Source organism: Streptomyces doebereineriae (assembly GCF_031845645.1).
Lineage (GTDB): Bacteria > Actinomycetota > Actinomycetes > Streptomycetales > Streptomycetaceae > Streptomyces > Streptomyces canus.
On record NZ_JAVREZ010000006.1, the window covers coordinates 1 to 26,899 of the forward strand.

Below are 26,899 nucleotides of genomic sequence, written 5' to 3' on the forward strand. Positions count from 1 at the left end.
CCCGGCGCCCGCCCGCCGGTGTGCCGTGCTGCCGTTCAGGAAGCCGGTGGCGGTGAGGCCGGCGGTGGCGTGCCACCGTCACCCGGTCCCTCCGTGCCGTCCTTGTGCGCGAGTCGGTCCATGGCGCCCTTGGCCTTGCCCGTGCCGGTCTGGATCTTGCCGCTGTACTTGCCCTTGGTCTTCTCGTCCACGACCTTCGCGGCCTTGTCGAGGCCGTGCTGGACCGTGCCCCCGTGCCGTTGCGCGAGGCCGGAGACCTTGTCCTTGGCCGGGCTGAGCTTGGCCTTCACATTGTCCAGGAGACCCATCGTTCACCTTCCCACGCGGGGCAGTTACGTGCGGGCGCCCTCACCGGCCTCACGGTCGGCCGCCTCGTCGGCGGACTGCTGCTTGGGGATCTCGACGCCCTCGGCGGCGGCGTCCTCGTCGGCCTCCGTCGCCGTCGCTCCGTCCGCGTCCTCGGCTCCGGCCGTCTCGGCGACCTCGGCCTCGGTCCTGCCCTCGGCCTGGGGCCCGGTTTCGACCTCAGCCTTGGCGTCGGTCGACCCCTTCGCCTCTTCCGCCGCGGGCTCGGCCGTCCGGATGTCGGCCTGCGTCTCGGCGGTTGACGCCTCCTCCGTGGCCTTCGACCTCCGGAGAAGTCGTGCGAAAACGCCCATATCCACTCCATACGTTACTCGTGCGGGGGAAACCCCGCGTCGTCCGGAGCGCGCGATTGCGCCACCCGGATCGCCGCCTCCGCGGACAGGGCGGCGGAAACCACGCAACTGGCAACGACGCCGGACCGGCGTCGTCACGTAACTCGTTCGAGGTGGTGCTCCTGGGTTTGCGAGACTGGGGCGGTGAGCAGCGCACCCCCCTCCCCCCGCGTCATCGCCGTCGTCGGTCCCACCGCGGCCGGAAAGTCCGATCTGGGCGTCTTCCTCGCCCAGCGACTGGGGGGCGAGGTCGTCAACGCCGACTCCATGCAGCTCTACCGAGGGATGGACATCGGCACTGCCAAGCTGACGCCCGAGGAACGCGACGGCGTCCCGCACCATCTCCTGGACATCTGGGACGTGACCGTCACGGCGTCCGTCGCCGAGTACCAGAGGCTGGCCCGCGCCCGGATCGACGCCCTGCTCGCCGAGGGGCGCTGGCCGATCCTCGTCGGCGGTTCCGGGCTCTATGTCCGCGGGGCCGTCGACAACCTGGAGTTCCCCGGCACCGACCCCGAGGTCAGGGCCCGTCTGGAGGAGGAACTCGTGCTGCGCGGTTCCGGCGCGCTGCACGCCCGTCTCGCCGCCGCCGACCCCGGGGCCGGGCGGGCGATTCTGCCCAGCAACGGCCGCCGTATCGTCCGGGCCCTCGAAGTGATCGAGATCACCGGCAAGCCCTTCACCGCCAACCTCCCCGGCCACGACTCGGTCTACGACACCGTCCAGATCGGCGTCGACGTCGCGCGGCCCGAGCTCGACGAGCGCATCGCGCGCCGCGTCGACCGGATGTGGGAGGCGGGGCTCGTGGACGAGGTGCGGGGGCTGGAGGCGCGCGGGTTGCGCGAGGGGCGCACGGCCTCGCGTGCGCTCGGGTACCAGCAGGTGCTCGCGGCGCTCTCGGGGGAGTGCACGATGGAAGACGCGCGGGCCGAGACCATCCGTGCCACGAAACGCTTCGCGCGCCGTCAGGATTCATGGTTCAGGCGCGATCCGCGGGTGCACTGGTTGAGTGGGGCTGCGGCGCATCTCACAGAACTTCCGCAGCTCGCGCTGGCGTTGGTCGAACGACCGGTCACAGCCTGATCACGTCCTGGCATCGGGACGCTCCGGCCGTCATCCCGGCCTCCGGCGCCGTGCCATCATCGAGCTTCGATCGACCAAGTGGAGTCCGAGTTGGGAGGGCGCGTGGCGATGGAGGCCGGCCCTCGCGACACCGCACAAGGCACCGAGCCCCTCACCGTCGAGAGCGGTGAACCGGAGCAGGACGCAGACCGTCTGAGCCCCGACGGGCCCGACGACACCCAGGGCGGCGTGACCGCCGACGGTCCCGAGCCCGAGGAGATGTTCCCGGGCGGGGAAGAGGTCGAGGTCGAGCTGCGCCCGCAGCGCCGTCTGCGGATCTGGCAGCTCGCTCCCATCGTCTCGCTGGCAGCGGTCGGCTCCCTGATGTTCGCCTTCCCTTTGGCCTTCGACTTCGGCGACAGCGGAGCGGTGATCGCGATGCTGGGCCTGCTGATCTGCTCCTGTGCGGCGGGCTGGGGCATGATGGCCGCACGCCGGGTTGGTTACACGTGGCCGGGACTGCCGCAGCGGGGGTCCGGCGGCCGCGCGGACTGGCGGGTCGTGCTCGGGTACGTGCTGCTGGTGGCGGTTGTGGTCGTTCTCGCGGTCTGGCGCGTGGCGAGGCTCCGCTAGAGGCTTTCAGGGCGCGGGCCGTGTCGATCCGCGGCCACCGCCGCGTGGGCGCGATCAGCCCCCACCGGCCTGCACGTACGATCGAGACATGAGCACCCGGATCGCCTTCCTCAAGGGTCACGGCACCGAGAACGACTTCGTCATCGTCCCGGACCCCGAGAACACCCTGGACCTGCCCCCCGCCGCCGTCGCCGCCTTGTGCGACCGCCGGGCAGGCATCGGCGGTGACGGTCTGCTCCACGTCGTACGGTCCGCCGAGCACCCCGAGGCCGCGCACATGGCCGCGGAGGCCGAGTGGTTCATGGACTACCGCAACGGCGACGGTTCCGTCGCCGAGATGTGCGGCAACGGCGTACGCGTCTTCGCCCGCTACCTCCAGCGCGCCGGTCACGTCACCGAGGGCGACCTCGCGGTGGCCACGCGCGGGGGCGTGAAGGCCGTGCACATCGCCAAGGGCGGTGACGTCACCGTCGGCATGGGCAAGGCGCTGCTCCCCGAGGGGGACGTCACGGTGAGTGTCGGCGACCGCAGCTGGCCCGCCCGCAACGTGAACATGGGCAATCCGCACGCCGTTGCCTTCGTGGACGACCTGGCGCACGCCGGTGACCTGTACTCCCCGCCGCCGTTCAGCCCGGCCGCCGCCTACCCGAGCGGGGTCAACGTCGAGTTCGTCGTCGACCGCGGCCCCCGCCATGTCGCCATGCGCGTGCACGAGCGAGGGGCGGGTGAGACCCGGTCCTGCGGCACGGGCGCGTGCGCCGTCGCCGTCGCCACGGCCCGCAGGGACGGCGCCGACCCGGTGGCCACCGGCACCCCGGCGACCTACACCGTCGACGTGCCCGGAGGCACCCTGGTGATCACCGAGCGGAGCGACGGCGAGATCGAGATGACCGGCCCCGCGGTGATCGTCGCCGAAGGTGAGATCGACGCCGACTGGCTGGAAAACGCGGTTGGTTGACCATATGAATCACAGCACTCGGACGGCCCAAGGCGTGGAACCACAGCCTTCGGCCCTCTGTGCGATTCAAATCCACGGTCGGCTGCAGGTCAGGCGGCGCGAAATCGTAAACCTAGAAGCCTTCGCTCGATTGGGTGATCCGTTTCACGCTCGCCGAGAGGCGGTCAGCCGGGCGTGATGGGCTCGGTAGCATCAAGCACCGGCCCGGACGGGGACAGATGCCATCCCCTGAGCCGTGTCCGCCATGGGGCACCCCGTCCGCCGGTCCACAGCCGGAGGTGCCCATGAGTGCGGAGGCCACGAACCCCGCGACCCCAGGTCCGGTAACAGGTGCGGCCGCCCGCTGGCGGGCGCGGATCGACCTGCGCCGCCTGGGCCGCGCCGCGCTGCTCGGCCCCGCCGCCCGAGACCGGCTGCCCGACGCCATCGGCCATGTCGCCGAGGCCCACCGTGCCCACCACCCCGACGCCGACCTCGAACCGCTCCGCCGCGCCTGGGTCCTGGCCGAGTCCTCGCATCGCGGCCAGATGCGCAAGAGCGGTGAGCCGTACATCACACATCCACTCGCCGTGACCCTGATCCTGGCCGAACTCGGCGCCGAGACCACGACCTTGACGGCCTCTCTGCTCCACGACACCGTCGAGGACACCGAGGTGACGCTCGATCAGGTCGGCAAGGAGTTCGGCGCGGAGGTCCGCTTCCTCGTCGACGGGGTCACCAAGCTGGAGAAGGTCGACTACGGCGCCGCCGCCGAGCCCGAGACCTTCCGCAAGATGCTCGTCGCCACCGGCAACGACGTCCGCGTGATGTCGATCAAGCTCGCCGACCGGCTGCACAACATGCGCACGCTCGGCGTGATGCGTCCCGAGAAACAGGCCCGCATCGCCAAGGTCACCCGGGACGTTCTCATCCCGCTCGCCGAACGCCTCGGCGTCCAGGCACTCAAGACCGAGCTGGAAGACCTGGTCTTCGCGATCCTCCACCCCGAGGAGTACGAGCACACGCGCGAGTTGATCGTCGACAACGCCTCCCGCGCGGACGACCCGCTCGCCGAGATCGCCGACGAGGTGCGCTCCGTGCTGCGCGAGGCCGGCATCCCGGCCGACGTCGTCATCAGGCCACGGCACTTCGTCTCCGTGCACCGGGTGGCCCGCAAGCGCGGCAGGCTGCGCGGCGCGGACTTCGGCCGCCTGCTGGTCCTGGTCGGCGAGGACGCGGACTGCTACGGCGTCCTGGGCGAACTGCACACCTGTCTGACGCCTGTCGTCTCGGAGTTCAAGGACTTCATCGCCGTACCGAAGTTCAACCTGTACCAGTCGCTGCACACCGCTGTGGCCCGCGGCGACGGCCAGGTCGTCGAAGTCCTCATCCGCACCCACCAGATGCACAAGGTCGCCGAGGCCGGCGTGGTCGCGCTCGGCAATCCGTACGCCTCGCCTTCGGACCCCTCGGAGGCGCCGAGCGCGACCACCGGCGCAGGCACCGACGAGGAGCGGGTGGACCCCACCCGGCCCGGCTGGCTCTCCCGTCTCCTCGACTGGCAGGCGGCCGCGCCCGACGCCGACACCTTCTGGTCGACCCTCCGTGAGGACCTCGCCCAGGACCGCGAGATCACCGTCTTCCGGCCCGATGGCGGCACCCTGGGCCTGCCCGAGGGCGCGACCTGTGTGGACGCCGCGTACGCGCAGTACGGCGAGGACGCGCACGCGTGCCTCGGCGCCCGCGTCAACGGCCGTCTGGCGACCCTGAGTACCGTTCTGAAGGACGGCGACACCGTCCAGCTCCTCATGGGGCAGGACCCCGCCGCCGAGCCCTCCAAGGAGTGGCTGGAGCACGCGCACACGCCCGCGGCGCGGATCGCCATCCAGCGGTGGATCGCGACCCATCCGTCGCCCGAGACGCCGGAGGAGATCGCGGAGCGGGGCGGGACGGCCGGCGCGACGGCTGAGGACGTGCAGGCCGGGCGGGGGGATGCGAACCCCTTCCGGGGCTTCGCCGCAGAGCCGCCGGTTGCCGACACTCCCGACAGCGTGGGCCGGAGCATCGCCGAGTCGCAGGCGTCCGACAACCCGGCCGCAGACCGCCCCGGCGCCGCCGTCGCCCTCGTCGACCAGCCCGGCGCGACCGTACGGCTCGCCGGCTGCTGCACGCCCGTACCGCCCGACGAGATCACCGGCTTCGCCGTGCGCGGGGGAGTGGTCACCGTGCACCGCGTCGAGTGCACCGCGGTGGAGCGGATGAAGAGCGTGGGGCGCACCGAGGTCGGCGTGCGCTGGGGCGAGACCGCCGGGTGCCGGGTCACGCTGTTCGCGGAATCGTTCGGCCGACCGCACCTCCTCGCCGACCTCACCGAGGCCATGGCCGGCGAAGGCGCCGAGATCGTCTCAGCGACCGTCGAACCCCCCAGCCAGCAGCGAGTACGCCACACCTACACCGTCCAGCTGCCGGACGCGGCCCGGCTGCCGTCGCTGATGCGGGCGATGCGGAACGTGGCCGGGGTGTACGACGTGAGCAGGGCGCAGACGCCCGGGGCCTGAAGGACGCCTCAGGGGGCGTGCCCGACTGGGGTGGGCCGTAGGTCTGCACGCGGTGGGTGGCCGGTCCGCAAGTCTGGATGCGCGTGGGGGACCGGCTTGCTGGTCTGCACGCGCGTGAGCGGCCGGTCCACAGGTCTCACATGCGTGAGGGACCGGTCCACAGGTCTTGGTGAGCGGATGCAGGGTCGGTCGACAGGGCCTCACGCGTGCGTGGCGGGCCTCAGGGCTTCACGCGTGCGTGGCGGGGCACAAACCTCATGCGCTCGTGGCGGGCCTCAGGGCCCCACGTACGCGTGACGGGGCGCAGGACATCACGCGCGCGTGGCCGGCCTCAAGACCTCACGCGTCTCCTCTACGGAACCCGAGCACCCCGTTCGAGTGGGATGATCGCGCGTCGTCGCCGTGGCGCACGCGCGCGCTGGTAGCGGTGGTGCATGCCGCTCAGCTCCCACACACACGCCGGTCCCACCCGTACGCACCCCACCCCCGCCGACCGGCTCGGCCCCGACGCTCCCCGTCGCCGTACCGGAAACGCCCGACGGCGCAAGGCGGCCGCGCTGCTCGCCTCCGCCGTCTCCGTCTGCCTGCTGGCCGCGAGCGCCCCGGCCACACCGCTCGGGGTCGGGGACCGCCTCTTCCCGCACCTCGGCAACCCCGGCTACGACGTGGCGTCGTACGACCTCTCCTTCACCTACCCCGGCGACAACAGCAAGCCGCTCACGGCCGTCACCACGATCGACGCCTGGACGACGACCGAACTCGACCGCATCAACCTCGACTTCGCCCACGGCGAGGTCCAGTCGGTGGAGGTCGACGGTCTGTCCGCGGCTTTCACCAGCGCCGGCGAGGACCTCGTCGTCACGCCCGACGGACCGCTGCCCGGTGGCAGCTGGATGCGGATCACCGTCCGGCACACCAGTGACCCCGTCTCCGCCGACGGCCGGGACGGCGGCTGGGTCCGCACCGCGGACGGGCTCGCCATGGCCAACCAGGCCGACGCCGCGCACCTGGTCTTCCCCTGCAACGACCACCCCTCCGACAAGGCGATGTTCACCATCCGGGTCACCGCGCCCGACGGCTACACGGCCGTCGCCAACGGCCTGGCGACGGACGTGGACCGCGCCGGCCGGGCGACCACCTGGACGTATCGCACCCGGCACCCCATGGCCACCGAACTCGCTCAGGTGTCCATCGGCCGCTCCACCGTGCTGCGCCGCAGCGGACCGCACGGACTGCCCGTCCGGGACGTCGTGCGCACCAAGGACCGCGCCAAGCTCGAACCCTGGCTCAAGAAGACCCCCGGCCAGCTCGCCTGGATGGAGGGCAAGGTCGGGCCGTACCCCTTCGAGACGTACGGCATTCTGATGGCCGCGGCCGACACCGGCTTCGAGTTGGAAACTCAAACTTTGTCCCTCTTCGAGAAGGACCTCTTCACCGAGCCCGCCTACCCCAAGTGGTACGTCGAGTCGATCATGGTCCACGAGCTCGCCCACCAGTGGTTCGGCAACAGTGTCAGCCCCCGCACCTGGTCGGACCTGTGGCTCAACGAAGGACATGCCACCTGGTACGAGGCCCTGTACGCGGAGGAGAAGGCGGGCCGCACCCTTGAGGCCCGCATGAAGGCCGCGTACGGTGCCTCCAACCGCTGGCGGGCCGAAGGTGGACCGCCGGCCGCACCCAAGCCGCCCGAGCCGGGCCAGAAGATCAGTATCTTCCGGCCGAACGTCTACGACGGCGCCGCCCTGGTCCTGTACGCCCTGCGCCAGGAGATCGGCCGCAAAGCCTTCGAGAAACTGGAACGGGCCTGGGTGCGGGAACACCGCGACGGCGCGGCGTCGACCGCCGACTTCGTGCACCTCGCCTCCGAGATCTCCGGGCGCGACCTCGGCGGCTTCCTCCAGGGCTGGCTCTACGGCAAGAAGACCCCGCCGATGCCCGGCCACCCGGGCTGGAAGGCCGTGGCAGCGGCGAAAAGGCGGTGACGAGACGCCCCGTGCCGTGCGACCATCTTCGGGTCGGCGCGGCACGGGGCGCGGGAATCTCCCAGGGTGCTCGTGCGTTGTGACACATGACCGCCGAATCGGAATCCCCATCGACGTAAGGATCAAATGACCTCCTCTTCATCCCCTTCCCAGGACACGCAGCGCCTCGCGCACACATACGCCGAAGGTCTTCGGGCCGATGCCCTGATGGAAGAGGACGTCGCCTGGAGCCACGAGATCGACGGAGAGCGGGACGGCGAGCAGTTCGACCGCTCCGAGCGCGCGGCCCTGCGCCGCGTCGCAGGCCTCTCCACCGAGCTCGAGGACGTCACCGAGGTCGAGTACCGCCAGCTCCGTCTGGAGCGGGTCGTCCTCGTCGGCGTCTGGACCACGGGGACCGCGCAGGACGCGGACAACTCCCTCGCGGAGCTCGCCGCCCTCGCGGAGACCGCCGGCGCACTCGTGCTCGACGGCGTGATCCAGCGCCGCGACAAGCCCGACGCGGCCACCTACATCGGTTCCGGCAAGGCCGACGAGCTGCGGGACATCGTCCTGGAGACCGGCGCGGACACCGTCATCTGCGACGGTGAGCTCAGCCCGGGCCAGCTCATCCACCTCGAGGACGTCGTCAAGGTCAAGGTCATCGACCGTACGGCGCTGATCCTCGACATCTTCGCCCAGCACGCCAAGTCCCGGGAGGGCAAGGCGCAGGTCGCGCTCGCGCAGATGCAGTACATGCTGCCGAGGCTGCGGGGCTGGGGTCAGTCGCTGTCCCGTCAGATGGGCGGCGGCAAGGGCGGCGGCCTCGCCACCCGTGGTCCCGGTGAGACCAAGATCGAGACGGACCGGCGTCGGATCCGCGAGAAGATGGCGAAGATGCGCCGGGAGATCGCGGACATGAAGACCGGCCGCGAGATCAAGCGGCAGGAGCGCAAGCGCCACAAGGTGCCCTCGGTCGCCATCGCGGGCTACACCAACGCCGGCAAGTCGTCCCTGCTCAACCGCCTCACGGGCGCGGGCGTCCTGGTCGAGAACGCCCTGTTCGCGACCCTCGACCCGACCGTCCGTCGCGCGGAGACCCCGAGCGGTCGCCTGTACACGCTGGCCGACACCGTCGGTTTTGTACGGCACCTGCCGCACCACCTGGTCGAGGCGTTCCGCTCCACCATGGAGGAGGTCGGCGAGTCAGACCTGATCCTGCACGTGGTGGACGGCTCGCACCCGAACCCGGAGGAGCAGCTGGCCGCCGTGCGCGAAGTGATCAGGGACGTCGGCGCCACCGACGTGCCCGAGATCGTCGTGATCAACAAGGCCGACGCGGCCGACCCGCTGACGCTCCAGCGGCTGATGCGGAACGAGAAGCGCTCCCTCGCGGTCTCGGCCCGTACCGGCCGGGGCATCGCCGAACTGCTCGCCCTGATCGACAACGAACTGCCCAGGCCGTCCGTCGAGATCGAGGCGCTCGTGCCGTACACCCACGGCAAGCTGGTCGCCCGTGCCCATGACGAGGGCGAGGTGATCTCCGAGGAGCACACGGCGGAGGGCACCCTGCTCAAGGTGCGGGTGCACGAGGAGCTGGCTGCGGATCTGGCGCCGTATGTGCCGGCACCGGTTGTGGCCTGAGTGTCGTAGCTCTCTGAGAGGCCCGTCCTTCACCCGAAGGGCGGGCCTCCAACGTGCTCAGCTCTGGCCCGCGAACTTCTCGCTGACCGAGTCGTACACGCCCTTGGCCACCTCACCCAGCCGGGGCCCGGCCAGCCAGCCCGCGTTCACCGGCCCGATCGAGGTGTTGGACACCAAGGCCGGCCGGCCGTCCGCACCGGTCGCGACCCAGCCGCCGCCGGACGAACCACCGGTCATGGTGCAGCCGATGCGGTACATCGTCGGGTCCGAGGCGTTGATCGACAGCCGCCCCGGCCTGTCCTGGCACTGGTACAGCGTCTCCCCGTCGAACGGCGCCGCCGCCGGATACCCGTCGGCCGTGATGCTCTCCACCTGCGGCACCGCCGGCGCGGCGAAGTTCACCGGCAGGGCCGAACCGACCGTCTCCTCCAGCGACTTGCCGCTGCCACCCTCCTCCCGCGTCACATGGATGACGGCGAAGTCGTACGGTGCACCGTCCCCGCCGGTCGGACCTCCCTGGGCGATCCACTGGTCCGAGGTCTGCGCCCAGTCGGCCCACCAGACGCCGTACGGAGCGACATCCTTCTCGGTCGCGCTCCCCAACTCCGCGCCCGACAAGGCCTGGTCGTTGTACGACGGCACGAACGCGGTGTTGCGGTACCAGCCACCGCTCCTGCCCGCGTGCACACAATGCCCCGCCGTCCACACCAGGTCGGACTTGCCGGGGTGGGCCGGGTCCTCCACGACCGTCGCCGAACAGACCATCGTGCCCTCGGGGGAGTCGAAGAACACCTTGCCCGCCGCGGGCGCGTTGTCGTGATACGTAGGGGATACGGCCTTCGCGTCCACCGGCGCCGGCTCCGGGTCGGTCACACCCTGGTCTCCCGAGAGGTCGCTCTCCTGGACACCGCGGTCGGGATCCTCGGCCTCCCGCATCCGGTCCGGGTCCCACAGGCCCTCGATGATCGGGTTGATGTAGTCCTGGGCCTCGCGCAGCCAGTCGTCCCTGTCCCAGTTCTTCCAGGCGCCGTTCTTCCACTGGTCGACATCGATCCCGTGCTCCTTGAGCCTGTCCCTGATGTCGTCCGGGATCGTGATCTTGCCGTCGCCCTCGGACGCGGCCGAGGCGGAGGCCTGCGCGTTCGCGTCCGAGTCGCCCGAACCACAGCCGGTGGCGGTCAGCGCCAGCACGGAGGCGAGGGCCATGGCGGCGAGCACAGGAGAGGTTCTACGGCGCGTGCCCTTTTCGCCTTCGCCGCGAGCGGTCAATGACAACGGTTCGGATCGCATGCTCTGCCTCCCCCTGTGTGGACGAACCCGGGTGCGTAACCGGGGACTTCCCGCAGACCTCCCGCGAGTTGCGCCTCCGGCACCGCGCCTTGGAACGGCATCACACACTATGCGCCCGTTATGGGGGACTTCCGACGGAACCGCAACAGTTCCGTCACGCCAAAGATCTTCAGACAACCCGTAACCCGGTGAACGGTCCGGGGTTGGTAGCGGTGGGGGCCACTACCGGCGGACGGTTCGTCCCCGGCGCCTCAATCCCCGGAGTTTCCCGGACAGTCGGGGCATCGATGTGCCGAGATGTCGAGCAAAGGGTGTCGGGGTTCCGTATGTCGGGGCGGGTGAGTCCGCGAAAGAACCGCTTGCCCCCGCACAGCGCGACGACGGGAGAACCATGGCCGTGACCGAGACCGCACCCGGGGAGGCCATGGCGGAGCACACCGCCGTCGAGGAACCGTCGGCGACCCGCTCCGCGCACGAGGGAATCCTGCGGCGCCAGTCGGCCCGCGAGTCGGCGGCACGCACCTATGCCCGTGCCCTCCCCATCGTGCCGGTACGCGCACGCGGTCTCACCATCGAGGGCGCCGACGGCCGCCGCTACCTCGACTGCCTCTCGGGCGCCGGCACGCTTGCCCTCGGACACAACCATCCCGTCGTCCTGGAGGCGATCCGCAAGGTCCTCGACTCGGGCGCACCCCTCCACGTCCTCGACCTCGCGACGCCCGTCAAGGACGCCTTCATCACCGAACTGTTCCGCACCCTGCCGCCCGGCCTCGCCGACCACGCACGCGTACAGTTCTGCGGCCCGGCCGGCACGGATGCTGTGGAGGCCGCCTTCAAGCTCGTGCGCGCCGCGACCGGCCGCAACGGCATGCTCGCCTTCGCCGGCGCCTACCACGGCATGACCTCCGGCGCCCTCGAAGCGTCCGGCGACGCCTTCGACGTACGGGTCGCCCGGCTGCCCTACCCGCAGGACTACCGCTGTCCCTTCGGGGTCGGTGGCTCGCACGGCGCCGAACTCGCCGCCCGCTGGACGGAGTCCGTCCTCGACGACCCCAAGTCCGGGGTACCGCTGCCCGCGGGGATGATCCTCGAACCCGTCCAGGGCGAGGGCGGCGTTCTTCCAGCCCCCGACGCGTGGATGCGACGCATGCGACGGATTACGGCCGACCGCTCGATCCCGCTCATCGCCGACGAAGTCCAGACGGGAGTCGGCCGTACCGGGGCCTTCTGGGCCGTGGAGCACAGCGGCATCACCCCCGACGTCATGGTCCTGTCCAAGGCCATCGGCGGAAGCCTGCCCCTCGCCGTGGTGGTTTACCGCGACGACCTCGACGTCTGGGAACCCGGCGCCCACGCCGGCACCTTCCGAGGCAACCAACTCGCCATGGCCGCGGGCACGGCCACGATGGCCTACGTCCGCGAGAACGGCCTGACAGAACGCGCGGCAACGCTCGGTGCGCGGCTGCTGGATCAACTCCGAGGACTGAGCCGGGAGTTTTCTGTGATCGGTGATGTGCGGGGCCGGGGGTTGATGATCGGGATAGAGATGGTGGAGGGCGAAGGGGAGGGGTGGGGTGTCGCTGGAACCGGGGGGTCCAACGGGCCCGATGAGACTGGTAGGTCCGGTGGATCCGATGAGGATCGTGGGGCCGCTGGTTTGCTGGGTTCGGTCGGGCTGAGCAGCGCCGATGATGCAGGGACCGCGGTGATGCCGGGTTCCATCCCGTCCCCTCGCCCTGCCTCTCCTGAGCTGGCCGTCGCCGTCCAGCGGGAGTGCCTCCGGCGCGGCCTGATCGTCGAACTCGGTGGGCGCCACGCGAGCGTCGTGCGTCTGCTCCCACCTCTGACGATCACCGACGAACAGGCGACCGCCGTCCTCGACCGACTCGCCGACGCCGTGGCAGCTGTAGCCCGCGGTCACGGCCGCGGTGCCGGGTGACAACAGCAGCGTCGGCGCCGGAGCGAGTGGACGGGGTAGCGGCGGGAGCCGAAGGGGCGGCAGGAACTGGCGTGTCGGCTGGAGCCACACCGGGAACTGGGGCCGCGGCCCCGCCCTCAACCGGAGCGACAACACCTCCCGAAGCCAGCGGGACAGCCGCACACGGAGCTGGGGTTGGGGCCGGAATCGGGACCGGAGCTGGGACCGGAGTCGGAGTCGGGGCTCGGCCGGAAGCCGGAGTCCGGGTCGGGCCGATAGTCGCCGCCATCCCTCGCGCCACAGGCCGAGCCGCGAGCCGCTTACCGACGCCCTCGAACAGGCGCCGTCATTATGCCGATTGCTCACCGAATCCCTCCCGAACACCACTCACCTCCACGCGATTCGACCGCTCGCCTGCCACCAGATCCCCGGTCAACCAGTCGCCCTTGGTACCGGCACCACAACCTCCACCCACCACCCACGAGACAGCAGCCCCTCCCAGGCAGAACCACCTCCGAGGAACACCGAACTTGAACACCACCCCCCCCCCCCAAGACCGCACCCCCACGCACCCGCTCAACCATTCCGAGACAGCCCCTTCTCCGCAGCGCCGCTCCCGCCCCGACCACCCCCTGTCCCAGGGCGGCCCGCCCGAACGGGAACACCTGCGCGGCGCCACCAGCGACCCGCTGAATCACCCGGACCCGCACGCCGTGGCCGAAGCCGCCACCGTGGAGAATCTGCTGCGCTGCTGGGTTCGCGAGACCGACCTGCCCGCCCCCACCGGCGGCACGCTCCGCATTCCCCTCCCCGCCAGCGGCACCTCTCTCCTCGTCCCCGTCCACTACTGGTCGCCGACGGGATGGCACCGCTTTGGCCTCCCTCATCTCGCCGACGCCCCTGGGCAGGCCCCGACGGCCGATGCGGTCACCGTCGCGGCGCTGCTCACCCGGGAGTCACTGACGACAGAGCCCCGCGCCTCTGCAGCCGGTGCCGAAGTCGTGGCCCGTGTAGCCGACTCCGTCCGCCGTACCGCCACCTTCGTCCGCGAGCGCCGCAAGCACGCCGACGAGGGCCCCGACCTCTTCCTCACCGCCGAACAGGCACTCGTCCTCGGCCACCCTGTGCATCCGGCCCCGAAGAGCCGCGAAGGTCTGTCCGAAGCCGAAGCGGTCTCGTACTCACCCGAGTTGCGCGGCTCCTTTCTCCTGCACTGGCTCGCTGTCGACCCCTCTCTCCTCGCCACCGACTCGGCGTGGACCGAACGCGGCCGTCCCGTCACCGCCGCCCAGCTCACCCGACGCCTGGCCGGCCCCGACCTTCCGCTGCCCGACGGCCGCACGGTCCTGCCGCTGCACCCCTGGCAACTACGCGAGGTCCGGCACCGCTCCGAGACCGCCCCGCTGTTCGATGCCGGACTGCTCCAGGACCTGGGCGCCCACGGCTCCCCCTGGCATCCCACCTCCTCCGTACGCACCGTCCATCGCTCCGGCGCCCCCGCCATGCTCAAGCTCTCGCTGGGCCTGCGCATCACCAACTCCCGCCGCGAAAACCTCCGCAAGGAACTCCACCGTGGCGTCGAGGTGCACCGGCTCCTGCGCAGCGGACTGTCCAAGCAGTGGCAGGCGGTCCACCCGGCCTTCGACATCGTCCGCGACCCCGCCTGGCTCGCCGTCGACGGGCCCAACGGCCGTCCCGTGCCCGGAATCGACGTGATGATCCGGCACAACCCGTTCAGCTCCTCTCACGACGTTTCCTGCATCGCCGGTCTCGTCTCACCCCGTCCTTGTCCCCGCGCCCAGGCAGCTGCCACCGAGGACCGAGTTGGCCGGGACAGGCCGGACCGAGACCGTTCTGAGACGGACCTGCCGGTCTGGCGGTCCCGTCTGGCCGAGGTCGTCACCCGGCTCGCCGCCCGCACCGGCCGTCCTGGAGGAGCCGTCGCCGCCGAGTGGTTCCTGCGCTACTTGGAGCACGTGGTCCGGCCGGTGCTGTGGCTCGACGGAGAGGCGGGCATCGCTCTGGAAGCGCATCAGCAGAACACCTTGGTCCTGTTGGACGCCGACGGCTGGCCCGCCGGCGGCCGCTACCGCGACAACCAGGGCTACTACTTCCGCGAGTCCCGACGGTCGGAGCTCGACGCCCGCCTGCCCGGCATCGGTACACACAGCGACACCTTCGTCTCCGATGAGGTCACCGACGAGCGTTTCGCCTACTACCTCGCGATCAACAACGTCCTCGGCCTCATCGGTGCGTTCGGCTCCCAGCGCCTGGCCGACGAACGGCTGCTGCTCGCCGCCTTCCGCCGCTTCCTCGACGACGTGGCCTGCGGACCCACCCGACTGCGCACCACGCTCCCCGGCCGCCTGCTCGACTCACCCGTCCTGCGCTGCAAGGCCAATCTGCTGACCCGCGTGCACGGCCTGGACGAACTCGTCGGCCCGGTCGACACCCAGTCCGTCTACGTCACCATCGCCAACCCCCTTCACTCCTGAGGAACATGACCCACCCCACCTCCTGAGAGGAGCGCCCTGTGTCTCCCACCGACGCGAGTGCCGATGCCGTTTCCGCCGCCTCGACCGACGTCGGCACCGGCGCCTGTCCCGACCCGGGCGAGGACAGCACAGCCCGGGGCATAGGCCGGGGCACCGACAACGAGGACACGCTGGACCTGCGCCTGCCCTACGAACTTGTCGCGCTCTTCGAGGAAGGGCGGTCAGGGGCAGAGGCAGCCACGGCCGATGTTGCGGCCGGGCACGGGCACGGGCAACGGAGCTGGAGCGACAGCACCGCCCTGCGCGCCTCACGCACCCCGGGCGGCGACGACCTGCTCGACGGGGTCGCCGACTGGGGGCCGATCGTGACCCCGGCAGGCGTGTTCCAACTCGTGCCCGTACGCGTCGAGCGGGACCTTGACCTCATCTGCCGCTGGATGAACGACCCCGCCGTCACCGCGTTCTGGGAGCTGGCCGGGCCCCAGAACGTGACGGAGGACCACCTGCGCCCGCAGCTGGCCGGTGACGGGCGCAGCTTTCCCTGCCTCGGGGTGCTGGAGGGCACTCCGATGAGCTACTGGGAGATCTACCGGGCAGACCTGGATCCGCTGGCTCGCCACTATCCGGTCAGACCGCACGACACCGGTATCCATCTCCTCATCGGCGCCGTCACCGATCGAGGGCGCGGTCTCGGCAGCACTCTGCTCAGAGCCGTCGCCGATCTCGTACTCGACAGGCGACCCGCCTGTGCACGTGTCATCGGGGAGCCCGACCTTCGCAACATCCCGTCCGTCACCGCCTTTCTGAGCGCAGGCTTCCGCTTCTCAGCCGAGGTCGACTTGCCCGCCAAGCGGGCGGCCCTCATGACCCGAGACCGGTCCCTGCGCGATCTGCTGTAGCAACGCGTCATCGCGCAATCACTTTTGGTACACCGCTCGCGCCGAAGCGGTTCCCACCCGCCGCGAGACTTTTTCGACGACCCCCGGACACACGAGGAAGGCTTCGGTCAATTCCGGCCGTCTCCCGACCGAAGTCGCCTCCGAGCGGCTCAGACCCGGCCGAAGTCGAACCGAGTCGAGCAGATCCGACCCCGCCGCCTAGCTTTCCGAGGAGTTCCCGGTCTTGATCCCGCCCCTCGTCCCCGCCTTGATCACCCCTTTGTCAGTGCCGGGCCGTAGGGTGGTCGCGCTATGACGAAGCCCTCACTCCCCGAACTCCTGCATGCTGCCGTCACTGCCGTCGGCGGTACGGAGCGCCCCGGCCAGGTGACCATGGCCGAATCCGTCGCGGACGCGATCGACGACGGCTCCCACCTGCTGGTGCAGGCGGGCACCGGTACCGGAAAGTCGCTCGGCTATCTCGTGCCCGCGCTCGCGCACGGGGAGCGGGTCGTCGTCGCGACGGCCACCCTGGCCCTGCAGAGACAGCTCGTCGAGCGCGACCTGCCGCGCACGGTCGAGGCGCTGCACCCGCTGCTGCGCCGCCGCCCGGAGTTCGCGATGCTCAAGGGCCGGTCGAACTATCTCTGCCTGCACCGCCTCCACGAGGGCGTCCCGCAGGACGAGGAGGAGGGGCTCTTCGACCAGTTCGAGGCCGCCGCGCCCACCAGCAAGCTGGGCCAGGATCTGCTGCGGCTGCGGGACTGGTCGCAGGACACCGAGACGGGTGACCGCGACGACCTCACGCCGGGTGTCTCCGACCGCGCCTGGGCGCAGATCTCCGTGTCCTCCCGTGAGTGTCTGGGAGCGACGAAGTGCGCCTACGGCGCCGAGTGCTTCGCCGAGATGGCCCGCGAGCGTGCCAAGCTCGCCGAGGTCGTCGTCACCAACCACGCGCTGCTCGCGATCGACGCCATCGAAGGCGCCCCCGTGCTTCCTCAGCACGAAGTACTGATCGTCGACGAGGCGCACGAGCTGGTTTCCCGGGTCACCGGTGTGGCCACCGGCGAGCTCACTCCCGGCCAGGTCAACCGCGCGGTGCGCCGCGCAGCGAAGCTTGTCAACGAAAAGGCGGCCGATCAGCTCCAGACCGCGGCGGAGGGCTTCGAGCGGCTGATGGAGCTCGCCCTGCCCGGCAGGCTGGAGGAGATCCCGGAGGACCTCGGGTACGCGCTCATGGCCCTGCGCGACGCCGCGCGTACGGTCATCTCCGCGATCGGAGCGACCCGCGACAAGTCGGTCCAGGACGAGGACGCCGTCCGCAAACAGGCGCTGGCCTCAGTGGAGGCGGTGCACGACGTGGCAGAGCGGATCACGAACGGTTCGGAGTGGGACGTCGTCTGGTACGAGCGTCACGACCGCTTCGGCGCCTCCTTGCGCGTGGCCCCCATGTCGGTGTCCGGCCTGCTGCGGGAGAAGCTGTTCGCGGACCGTTCCGTGGTCCTGACCTCGGCGACCCTGAAGCTGGGTGGCGACTTCAACGGCGTCGGAGCGTCCCTGGGGCTCGCCCCGGAAGGAACCGAGGGCGAAGACCTGCCGAAGTGGAAGGGCCTCGACGTCGGTTCGCCCTTCGATTACCCCAGGCAGGGCATCCTCTACGTCGCCAAGCACCTCTCGCGCCCCGCGCGTGACGGTGACCGAGTGGACATGCTCGACGAGCTGACCGAGCTCATCCAGGCGGCCGGCGGCCGCACCCTGGGGCTCTTCTCCTCCATGAGGGCTGCCCAGCTGGCCGCCGAGGAGTTGCGCTCCCGCATCCCGGAGTTCCCGATCCTCCTCCAGGGCGAGGAGACCCTCGGCGAACTGATCAAGAACTTCGCGGCAGACCCGCGGACCTGCCTCTTCGGCACGCTGTCGCTCTGGCAGGGCGTCGACGTCCCCGGCCCCAGCTGCCAGCTGGTCGTCATGGACAAGATCCCGTTCCCGCGCCCGGACGACCCTCTGATGAGCGCCCGCCAGAAGGCGGTGGAGGACGCCGGGGGCAATGGCTTCATGGCGGTCGCCGCCACGCATGCCGCGCTGCTCATGGCCCAGGGCGCCGGCCGTCTCGTCCGGGCCTCGGGGGACCGTGGTGTGGTCGCGGTACTGGATCAGAGGCTGGCAACGGCGCGGTACGGCAGCTACCTAAAGGCATCACTGCCCGGCTTCTGGTACACCACGGACCGTAACCAGGTACGGAAGTCGCTGACGGTGATCGACGCCGCGGCGAGGGCGACGGAAGCGGCGGAGCTCGCGGCAGAGGCCGAGAAGGCACAGGCGGAAGTCGGATGATCGCGTGTGGCCTGACCCGGTGACGGGTCAGGCCACACGCGATGCTGAGCGACCCGTCACCGGGGCCGGACAGCGCAGGGCCCCGGAACCGGCGCAGGGGTTCCGGGGCCCGGTCGGATCGGCGAGGCCTGCCGCGGTGCTCAGACGCGCCGCAGTACTGCCACTACCTTGCCGAGGATGGTCGCGTCGTCGCCGGGGATCGGCTCGTACGCTGAGTTGTGGGGGAGGAGCCAGACGTGGCCGTCCTCGCGCTTGAAGCGCTTGACGGTGGCCTCGCCTTCCAACATCGCGGCCACGATGTCGCCGTTCTCGGCGACGGGCTGGCGGCGCACGGTGACCCAGTCGCCGTCGCAGATCGCGGCCTCGATCATCGAGTCACCGACGACCTTCAGTACAAACAGCTCACCGTCGCCCACGAGTTGGCGGGGGAGGGGGAACACGTCCTCGACCGATTCCTCGGCGAGGATCGGGCCACCGGCGGCGATCCGGCCGACGAGCGGGACGTATGACGCGGCGGGCTTGCCCGCGGTGTCCGTGGGCTGCACCGAGGCGCCCTGGTCGGAGCCGCGCACCTCGTACGCGCGCGGGCGGTGCGGGTCGCGGCGCAGGAAGCCCTTGCGCTCCAGTGCCATCAACTGATGTGCGACGGATGAGGTGCTGGACAGCCCGACCGCCTGCCCGATCTCCCGCATGGACGGCGGGTAGCCGCGCCGCTGGACGGAGTCCCTGATGACCTCGATCACCCGGCGCTGCCGGTCGGTGAGCCCCGAGCTGTCCGCCCGGATGCCTGGAGGTCGGCCCGGGAGGGATCGCTTGTGTCCCTCGGGGTTCACGGCTTCGTTCATCGCATGCACCGGCTCGAGTCGGCCCTGGGAACGGTCCTGGGCAGTGATGGTGGCACTGTCTGCGGTCGTGGTCACGTCGGCCCCTCTCGATGGTCTCCCTGCTGGACAACGGTAGTTGCTTTCGAAAGGTTGCGCCAAACACACGTTCGAGTGAAAAATCGCGAATCACCTGACGCGATCATGTGTCTGGGTGTATGGCTAACGCGCCGCCTGCCGAACAAAAGGGCCCATTGCTGTACTCTTCACCGCCGGATGGCGACCTCGCGGGTTGTTGCCCCAGTCTGCCATCCAGTGCCCAGTCGGCCGGGTACCGGCTCCCATCTCTGCGGGAATCCCACGTCCCCTCCTTGTGGCGCCCACGGTATCTCCGCATGCGCCGCAGCGATACGGCTGTGCGTGGTGTTCGCCGGGGGCCGGGGCAGTCGTATGGCACATGCCCATACAGGCGCGACTTGCGTGTACGGCGTGTATGCCGTGCCAATCCCTACATGTAGTGCTTGGATTGCTACAGCAGCCCAGAAGTTGTGGTCCCCCGGGTCTCCACGCCCGCCGCGATCGCCTATGCTGGGGGCTGCTTCGAGGGGCCCATGGGGCTCAGCGAGGCTATTGAGTCTGCTGTGAGGAGGGTTGGGAGATCATGCACTGCCCCTTCTGCAGGCACCCCGACAGCCGCGTCGTCGACAGTCGTACGACCGACGACGGCACGTCGATCCGCAGGCGCCGCCAGTGTCCGGACTGCTCCCGTCGTTTCACGACCGTGGAGACGTGCTCGCTGATGGTGGTCAAGCGGTCCGGAGTCACCGAGCCTTTCAGTCGTACCAAGGTCATCAATGGTGTGCGCAAGGCATGCCAGGGACGGCCTGTCACCGAGGACGCGCTCGCCCAACTCGGCCAACGGGTCGAGGAGGCGGTGCGGGCCACCGGGAGCGCCGAGCTGACCACCCACGACGTGGGGCTGGCCATACTCGGCCCGTTGCAAGAGCTCGATCTCGTCGCGTATCTGCGATTCGCCTCCGTCTACCGGGCGTTCGACTCGCTCGAGGACTTCGATGCGGCCATCGCGGAACTGAGGGAGACGGGACCCCCCGCCGCGGACGACGAGGACCGCGGAGAGGCTGTGGACGGCGAAGAAGCCGTCGCGGGGAGCCAGGAAGACGATCGCGGGCCCGGAGGGACTGCTCAACACCCCGAGCCCGCCCGCGCCGCCGACTGATCGGCGGGCCGGACCGGGCCAGGACCCCGGTTCGGCCGGACGGCGGCGACCGAAGACCTGTTGCGGGCGGTAGCGAGTGGGCGCCCGCAATACCAGACAGAACACCGTGCCACGGGAACATCGGGGCACTTCAGGGCGTTTTCGCCCGTACAGGGAGGCGGCATGACAGAGACGGCGAGCGGTCCGGCACGGAGTTCCCGCGCCAAGGGCACCAAGGCGGCAGTGAACAAGGGCCTGCGTATCGAGCGCATCCACACCACCCCCGGCGTGCACCCGTACGACGAGGTGGCCTGGGAGCGCCGTGACGTCGTCATGACCAACTGGCGCGACGGCTCGGTCAACTTCGAGCAGCGTGGCGTCGAGTTCCCCGACTTCTGGTCGGTGAACGCGGTCAACATCGTCACCAGCAAGTACTTCCGCGGTGCCGTTGGCACCCCCCAGCGCGAGGTGAGCCTCAAGCAGCTCATCGACCGCATCGTGAAGACGTACCGGAAGGCCGGCGAGGACTACAAGTACTTCGCCTCGCCCGCAGACGCGGAGATCTTCGAGCACGAGCTGGCGTACGCCCTCCTGCACCAGATCTTCAGCTTCAACAGCCCTGTGTGGTTCAACGTCGGTACGCCCCAGCCGCAGCAGGTCTCGGCCTGCTTCATCCTGGCCGTCGACGACTCCATGGAGTCGATCCTCGATTGGTACAAGGAAGAGGGCATGATCTTCAAGGGCGGCTCCGGCGCCGGCCTCAACCTCTCCCGTATCCGCTCCTCCAAGGAGCTGCTGTCCTCGGGCGGCAACGCCTCCGGTCCGGTCTCCTTCATGCGTGGCGCCGACGCCTCCGCAGGAACGATCAAGTCGGGTGGCGCCACGCGCCGCGCGGCCAAGATGGTCATCCTCGACGTCGACCACCCCGACATCGAGGGCTTCATCGAGACCAAGGTGAAGGAAGAGGAGAAGATCCGCGCCCTGCGTGACGCGGGCTTCGACATGGACCTGGGCGGCGACGACATCACGTCCGTCCAGTACCAGAACGCCAACAACTCGGTCCGTGTGAACGACACGTTCATGAAGGCCGTCGAGACGGGCGGCAAGTTCGGCCTGACGTCCCGTATGACCGGTGAGGTCATCGAGGAGGTCGACGCCAAGTCGCTCTTCCGCAAGATGGCCGAGGCGGCCTGGGCCTGTGCCGATCCCGGCATCCAGTACGACGACACCATCAACGCCTGGCACACCTGCCCGGAGTCCGGCCGTATCAACGGCTCGAACCCCTGCAGCGAGTACATGCACCTGGACAACACGTCCTGCAACCTCGCCTCGCTGAACCTCATGAAGTTCCTCAAGGACGACAGCAAGGGCAACCAGTCCTTCGACGTCGAGCGCTTCGCCAAGGTCGTCGAACTCGTCATCACCGCGATGGACATCTCCATCTGCTTCGCGGACTTCCCGACGCAGAAGATCGGTGAGAACACACGCGCGTTCCGCCAGCTCGGCATCGGCTACGCCAACCTCGGCGCCCTGCTGATGGCTACCGGCCACGCGTACGACTCCGACGGCGGCCGCGCTCTCGCCGGGTCCATCACCTCCTTGATGACCGGCACGTCGTACAAGCGTTCCGCCGAACTCGCCGCGGTCGTCGGCCCGTACGACGGTTACGCCCGCAACGCGCAGCCGCACCTGCGTGTCATGAAGCAGCACTCCGACGAGAACGGCAAGGCCGTCCGCATGGACGACCTGGACTCGCCGATCTGGGCCGCGGCCACGGAGGCCTGGCAGGACGTGCTGCGTCTCGGTGAGAAGAACGGTTTCCGTAACTCCCAGGCGTCCGTCATCGCCCCGACCGGCACCATCGGTCTCGCGATGTCCTGCGACACCACCGGCCTTGAGCCCGACCTCGCCCTGGTCAAGTTCAAGAAGCTGGTCGGCGGCGGCTCGATGCAGATCGTCAACGGCACCGTCCCGCAGGCCCTGCGTCGCCTGGGCTACCAGGAGGAGCAGATCGAGGCGATCGTCGCCCACATCGCCGAGAACGGCAACGTGATCGACGCCCCCGGCCTCAAGCACGAGCACTACGAGGTCTTCGACTGCGCCATGGGCGAGCGCTCCATCTCCGCGATGGGCCACGTCCGCATGATGGCCGCGATCCAGCCCTGGATCTCCGGCGCGCTCTCCAAGACGGTCAACCTGCCGGAGACGGCGACCGTCGAGGACGTCGAAGAGGTCTACTTCGAGGCCTGGAAGATGGGCGTCAAGGCGCTCGCCATCTACCGCGACAACTGCAAGGTCGGCCAGCCCCTCTCCGCCAAGACCAAGGAGAAGGAGAAGGCCGAGGTCACGGAGAAGGCCGAGGAGACCATCCGCGCGGCGGTCGAGAAGGTCGTCGAGTACCGTCCGGTCCGCAAGCGTCTGCCCAAGGGCCGTCCCGGCATCACGACCTCCTTCACGGTCGGCGGCGCCGAGGGCTACATGACCGCCAACTCCTACCCGGACGACGGTCTCGGTGAGGTCTTCCTGAAGATGTCCAAGCAGGGCTCGACCCTCGCGGGCATGATGGACGCCTTCTCCATCGCGGTCTCCGTCGGCCTGCAGTACGGCGTGCCGCTCGAGACGTACGTCTCGAAGTTCACCAACATGCGCTTCGAGCCGGCCGGCATGACGGACGACCCGGACGTGCGGATGGCGCAGTCGATCGTCGACTACATCTTCCGCCGCCTGGCGTTGGACTTCCTGCCCTTCGAGACGCGTTCCGCGCTCGGCATCCACTCCGCCGAGGAGCGTCAGCGCCACCTCGAGACCGGCTCCTACGAGCCGACCGAGGAGGAGGTCGACGTCGAGGGTCTGGCCCAGTCGGCGCCGCGCGCCCAGGAGCTGAAGGCGGTCGTCACGCCGAAGGCCGAGGTCGAGGCGGCCAAGCCGGCCCCGCAGCAGGCCCACACCAGTGCCGAACTGGTGGAGATGCAGCTGGGCATCCAGGCCGACGCCCCGCTGTGCTTCTCCTGCGGTACGAAGATGCAGCGGGCCGGTTCCTGCTACATCTGCGAGGGCTGCGGTTCGACCAGCGGCTGCAGCTGAAAATGAGCGGAATTGCATCGGATGCACCATCCGGCGTAACCCGCACATGTAGCTGACCAGCAGCTCAAGTAGGGGACCGGCCAATGGCCGGTCCCCTACGCCGTACCGTGACCAGCGCGGCGTCACCAGTTCAACGATGCGTGACCGCGTGGCCGAGGTCGTCCTCCCCACGGCTCGGATCACCGGTCCACTCAGAGCGGTCTGCACCGCAAGTACCGGGTTGAGGGGCTCGACGAGTTCCTTGGTGGCGACGGCCACGAGGCGCGCGGGCGCATTACCGTCCAGCAACGCGCTCACGTACTCGATGCCCTCCGCAGGCGAGAACATCGGCAGCCTCTGGCGAAGCGTCCGCACAGCGTGCATGCGTCCGCGCGTAGCGGCGACTCCGCAGAGCGCATCATGTAGGTCGTCTACTGCGGTGCGCACTGGCAGCCCACGTATCCGGGCCCGGTAGTCGGTCTGCCATTCCCCTGTTTTCGCGGAGACGACGCCGATTTGGTGCAGCGCCCCGTCGACGCGATCGACCAGGTACGGCCCATTGCCGACCAGCATGTGCCCCCGGGTCCGTATGAATTCCTCGGACTGCCAGAAGACGATCCACACCAGTTCGTGCTCCTCGACACGGACCACAGCCATCCGCATCGCGTCCACACTCACAGCCCGCCACTGCTTACGAATTCGCACGGCCCAGCGCCACGTGCGCGGGGCTGATGGACCTTCCTGCTCAGGAATTCGACACCTGTAGAACAAGCGCTCTGCGCCAGTAAATTGCGCAATCTGCACGGCGAGGCGTCATTTGGGAAGTACGGGAAGAGGCGGCGAGGGCAGGATTCGAACCTGCGTCCACCCGGGATCAGAGCCGGGCGCTCCTCCGCAGAGCTTCCTCGCCGCCGTCGTGATCATTTCTTGGGCCACCGCGTGGGTCAACTGATTTGCACGGGCGGACGCGTGGGGATTGCCGTCGATCACGTCCACTCTTGAGCGGCAGCACGCTTGTCCTTGCCGGAGAAGACTCCTGCCGACCGGAGAGCGCTGGCCATGAGTGGGTCGGCGACGGCGACTCCGTGTACCAGCTCGGGTGTCCGCCGGTAGGCGACAGCCTCAGTTGATGGCCTGGGAGCGGTCCAGGCGCCGGCTATCGGGTCCACCCGATGCCGGGCGCAGACTGCTTCGATGAGGGAGCGTGGACATTCCTTCTCACCCCGGAGTACTTCCCAGGGCAGAGGAAGCTCTGCCCAGACGTAGGTGTCCGGGTGCAGCCCGCCCCCGCTCACGCGGTGCCAGTACGCCACGTCGGCCGCCATCAGGCGGGGCACCTTGCCAGGGCAAATCCGGTCCAGGATCTCGTCCTGCCCCAGTTCGGTCAGCAGCGCGAACCAGTGGGCCCGGGCCGTGTTCCATGCCTGTGCGGCCTGGTTCCATGTGGAGGAGTCGTTGCCACGGCGCACGATCATCGTGTTGCGCTCCAGCGGTTGCCGGTTCCAGGCGTCCTCCAGTAGACCTGCGACCTGGCGTAGAAATCCGTTCCACCGAATCAGCAGTTGCGTGAGGTCCTGGTCGGATACGTGGCCCAGCACTTCAGCTGTGGGGTGCACATGCGCGACCGCGTACCAGCAGGTCCGCTCGGGGAGTTTCCGCAGGCGCTGGAGCAGGGCTTCGGCGACCTCGTCGTAGACCTGACGCTGCCGGCCGTTGGTGAAGACGCTGCGCATGTAACCGCGTGCCGTGATGTAGGCGATGAAGGCTGCCGTGTCCGGGTCTGTAGCGAACAACTCGTACGGGAGGGCGTGGGCAAGCGCGCCTTTGCCGGTGATGGTCACTTCGCGGAGGCGTTGCTCGTGGATGAGCCGGGCCAGTTTGGCTTCCATGCGGCGCAGTAGTCGGAAGCGCTTGTTGTACTGGCGTTTGGAGATCTCATCAAGGCCGGCCGCTCTGCGCTCGGCCCGGTTGAAGCGGTCCAAACCGAAGTCGTTCTGCCCGTATGCGCGGCCGATTTCCTCACCCGCTCGCCGGATCACCGCCTCGATTTGGGCGGGATCATCCCCGGCGTCGCGCGGAAGGTCCGGCACGCTCGTGAACAGGCTTGCCGCTCGGGCAAGCTGGCGCTGTGCTCCAACGGGACGGGCGAATTCCTCCTGCATGGAGGTATAGCCGTGCCAGAGGTTTCGCAGGGAGTGCGCAGCGGCCTTGGCGAGCGCCGCCTCGGTTGCTGCATCGAGGCCGGATCCCTGGGCGGCGTACAGATCCTGGATGAGCCGGGCCACATCTTCCGGACGCTTGCGCAGTGTGAGCGAGGCGTGCAGTTCCCGTAGGACCTGTTCGAATATGGGCGACGGCATGAGCCTCACCTTGTCATCACCACGATCAGGTCTCCACTGCTTATCCGCACGCCGCAGCCACAGAGCGAGCTGCGGAGCGGTGGTCTCGGCGAATGACCGGCCTTTGAATCCGAACTGGCTCGCCTTTCTGCGTTGTTCGCGCCCAGGAATTCGACAGCTCCGAAACAAGTGGCCTGCGCCAGTGGGTGAGTCAGCCCAGGGCGGTGCAGTCGGGCATCGGCTGCACCACCTTCGGCTTTTCCGTTTCTCCATGAGACGATCACACGTTAGGCTCCCCCAGCGCACGACCGGCGCGAACGGCAGGGTGGGGGACACGGGGAACATGGCTGAGCAGCAGATTGCCGATGCCGCGGAGAGCGTGAGGCAGCCCGAGAAGGGCCCGAGTGAGTGGGGTCAGGCTGTCGCGGCACTGGTGGTGGTCGGGGGCCTCGCGGCTCTCTTGTTGTCAGGGACCTTTCAGCAGAAGTCCAGCGACCCCGAACCGGCCGAGTGCCACACATCGGACGACGCCCGGCCGTCGAAGCCGGTCTCCGGTGTGCAGTTGTGCACGGCGCTGAACCGTGCGGACCTGCCCACACTGCTCGGCACGCCGACCGAGTACGCGATGAACGCCAGCGGCAACGAGAGCATGGGCACCTGGGCCGACGGCACCAAGACCGTCACACCCGAGGCGGAGGTCCAGCTGTCCACCTACTCCGTGAAGCTCTCGACGTCCGACGACGACATCCCGGTGGTCGAGATGGCCGGCTTCCTGGGGAGTTCGGCGCAGAACAGGACGATAGGCGGGCACCCGGCGGTTCTCTACTCGGACCGGACCATCGCCCTCAACTTCAACCTCGGTGGCGGCAAGATCGACACCGGTCCCGGCGGCATCGCCCGCAGCCTGCTGGTCGCCAAGGACACCAAGGACGGCGGCGGCTTCTACGAGGTCTCCATATGGCGTCAGGACGACGTCGTACCCGATGACCTCGCGTTGCTCCGCGTCGCCGAGACGGTGCTGCCGACGGTCCCGGACTGGACCGCCGGCTGACACG

The 26,899-nt window shown here is 69.4% G+C and carries 18 protein-coding genes, 1 tRNA gene and 1 pseudogene; 13 read left to right on the forward strand and 7 right to left on the reverse strand.

The window, feature by feature from the left end; translation table 11 throughout:
• Nucleotides 1-35: 35 nt before the first annotated feature.
• Together RNB18_RS18755 and RNB18_RS18760 are read right to left on the reverse strand one after the other, a co-directional pair.
• The gene (locus RNB18_RS18755) at nucleotides 36-308 is read right to left on the reverse strand and encodes an antitoxin (RefSeq protein ID WP_311715236.1); all 273 of its coding nucleotides are present in this window, start codon (nucleotides 306-308) and stop codon (nucleotides 36-38) included.
• A 24-nt stretch (nucleotides 309-332) separates the two neighbouring features.
• Nucleotides 333-659 carry a hypothetical protein gene (locus RNB18_RS18760; protein ID WP_311715237.1) on the reverse strand — a complete coding sequence of 109 codons (327 nt, stop codon included), beginning with the start codon at nucleotides 657-659 and terminating at the stop codon, nucleotides 333-335.
• A 183-nt stretch (nucleotides 660-842) separates the two neighbouring features.
• Here RNB18_RS18760 and miaA point away from each other — a divergent pair, with 183 nt between their 5' ends.
• The 6 genes from miaA to hflX all read left to right on the forward strand — a co-directional run bounded on the left by miaA (nucleotide 843) and on the right by hflX (nucleotide 9,493).
• On the forward strand, nucleotides 843-1,781 hold the full coding sequence (miaA, locus tag RNB18_RS18765; protein WP_311715238.1) for a tRNA (adenosine(37)-N6)-dimethylallyltransferase MiaA: 939 nt from the start codon (nucleotides 843-845) through the stop codon (nucleotides 1,779-1,781).
• A gap of 108 nt (nucleotides 1,782-1,889) precedes the next feature.
• The gene (locus RNB18_RS18770) at nucleotides 1,890-2,393 is read left to right on the forward strand and encodes a hypothetical protein (RefSeq protein WP_311715616.1); all 504 of its coding nucleotides are present in this window, start codon (nucleotides 1,890-1,892) and stop codon (nucleotides 2,391-2,393) included.
• Between the two features lie 88 nt (nucleotides 2,394-2,481).
• Entirely contained in the window at nucleotides 2,482-3,351 is an 870-nt protein-coding gene (gene dapF, locus RNB18_RS18775) for a diaminopimelate epimerase (RefSeq protein WP_311715239.1), read from the forward strand.
• A gap of 284 nt (nucleotides 3,352-3,635) precedes the next feature.
• A complete protein-coding gene (locus RNB18_RS18780; RefSeq protein ID WP_311715240.1) occupies nucleotides 3,636-5,888 on the forward strand; it encodes a RelA/SpoT family protein in 2,253 nt (750 codons plus the stop codon).
• A gap of 434 nt (nucleotides 5,889-6,322) precedes the next feature.
• Entirely contained in the window at nucleotides 6,323-7,870 is a 1,548-nt protein-coding gene (locus RNB18_RS18785) for a M1 family metallopeptidase (protein WP_311715241.1), read from the forward strand.
• Nucleotides 7,871-7,996: 126 nt separating this feature from the next.
• Nucleotides 7,997-9,493 (forward strand): GTPase HflX, encoded by a 1,497-nt coding sequence (gene hflX / locus RNB18_RS18790; protein WP_311715242.1) that lies wholly within the window; start codon nucleotides 7,997-7,999, stop codon nucleotides 9,491-9,493.
• A 57-nt stretch (nucleotides 9,494-9,550) separates the two neighbouring features.
• Here the strand turns inward: hflX and RNB18_RS18795 are convergent, their stop codons facing one another.
• On the reverse strand, nucleotides 9,551-10,783 hold the full coding sequence (locus RNB18_RS18795) for a trypsin-like serine peptidase (protein WP_311715243.1): 1,233 nt from the start codon (nucleotides 10,781-10,783) through the stop codon (nucleotides 9,551-9,553).
• Nucleotides 10,784-11,174: 391 nt separating this feature from the next.
• On the opposite strand from RNB18_RS18795, the gene RNB18_RS18800 reads away from it, so the two are divergent.
• The 4 genes from RNB18_RS18800 (at nucleotide 11,175) to RNB18_RS18815 (ending at nucleotide 18,405) form a co-directional block, all read left to right on the forward strand.
• Complete coding sequence (locus RNB18_RS18800; protein WP_394817641.1) at nucleotides 11,175-12,722, forward strand: diaminobutyrate--2-oxoglutarate transaminase family protein; 1,548 nt, start codon at nucleotides 11,175-11,177, stop codon at nucleotides 12,720-12,722.
• 509 nt (nucleotides 12,723-13,231) lie between these two features.
• Nucleotides 13,232-15,196: an IucA/IucC family protein gene (locus tag RNB18_RS18805; protein ID WP_394817642.1), complete on the forward strand. Its 1,965-nt coding sequence runs from the start codon at nucleotides 13,232-13,234 to the stop codon at nucleotides 15,194-15,196.
• Nucleotides 15,197-15,234: 38 nt separating this feature from the next.
• Complete coding sequence (locus tag RNB18_RS18810; RefSeq protein WP_311715244.1) at nucleotides 15,235-16,095, forward strand: GNAT family N-acetyltransferase; 861 nt, start codon at nucleotides 15,235-15,237, stop codon at nucleotides 16,093-16,095.
• Between the two features lie 291 nt (nucleotides 16,096-16,386).
• Complete coding sequence (locus RNB18_RS18815; protein ID WP_311715245.1) at nucleotides 16,387-18,405, forward strand: ATP-dependent DNA helicase; 2,019 nt, start codon at nucleotides 16,387-16,389, stop codon at nucleotides 18,403-18,405.
• A 140-nt stretch (nucleotides 18,406-18,545) separates the two neighbouring features.
• Here RNB18_RS18815 and lexA read toward each other — a convergent pair whose 3' ends face one another.
• Nucleotides 18,546-19,325, reverse strand: coding sequence for a transcriptional repressor LexA (gene lexA, locus RNB18_RS18820; RefSeq protein ID WP_057613273.1), 780 nt, complete (start codon nucleotides 19,323-19,325; stop codon nucleotides 18,546-18,548).
• A gap of 562 nt (nucleotides 19,326-19,887) precedes the next feature.
• Here lexA and nrdR point away from each other — a divergent pair.
• Both nrdR and RNB18_RS18830 read left to right on the forward strand, forming a co-directional pair.
• Nucleotides 19,888-20,463, forward strand: a complete 576-nt coding sequence (gene nrdR, locus RNB18_RS18825; RefSeq protein WP_311715246.1) for a transcriptional regulator NrdR — start codon at nucleotides 19,888-19,890, stop codon at nucleotides 20,461-20,463.
• A gap of 162 nt (nucleotides 20,464-20,625) precedes the next feature.
• The gene (locus tag RNB18_RS18830; RefSeq protein ID WP_311715247.1) at nucleotides 20,626-23,526 is read left to right on the forward strand and encodes a vitamin B12-dependent ribonucleotide reductase; all 2,901 of its coding nucleotides are present in this window, start codon (nucleotides 20,626-20,628) and stop codon (nucleotides 23,524-23,526) included.
• A 465-nt stretch (nucleotides 23,527-23,991) separates the two neighbouring features.
• Here the strand turns inward: RNB18_RS18830 and RNB18_RS53705 are convergent.
• The 3 genes and pseudogenes from RNB18_RS53705 to RNB18_RS18845 all read right to left on the reverse strand — a co-directional run.
• Nucleotides 23,992-24,168: pseudogene (locus RNB18_RS53705) on the reverse strand (YrhB domain-containing protein); the annotation flags it as partial.
• Nucleotides 24,169-24,342: 174 nt separating this feature from the next.
• Nucleotides 24,343-24,415 (reverse strand) — tRNA-Gln (locus tag RNB18_RS18840).
• Nucleotides 24,416-24,491: 76 nt separating this feature from the next.
• Entirely contained in the window at nucleotides 24,492-25,865 is a 1,374-nt protein-coding gene (locus RNB18_RS18845) for a hypothetical protein (RefSeq protein WP_311715248.1), read from the reverse strand.
• Between the two features lie 322 nt (nucleotides 25,866-26,187).
• Here RNB18_RS18845 and RNB18_RS18850 point away from each other — a divergent pair, with 322 nt between their 5' ends.
• The gene (locus RNB18_RS18850) at nucleotides 26,188-26,895 is read left to right on the forward strand and encodes a DUF6215 domain-containing protein (protein WP_311715249.1); all 708 of its coding nucleotides are present in this window, start codon (nucleotides 26,188-26,190) and stop codon (nucleotides 26,893-26,895) included.
• Nucleotides 26,896-26,899: the final 4 nt, after the last annotated feature.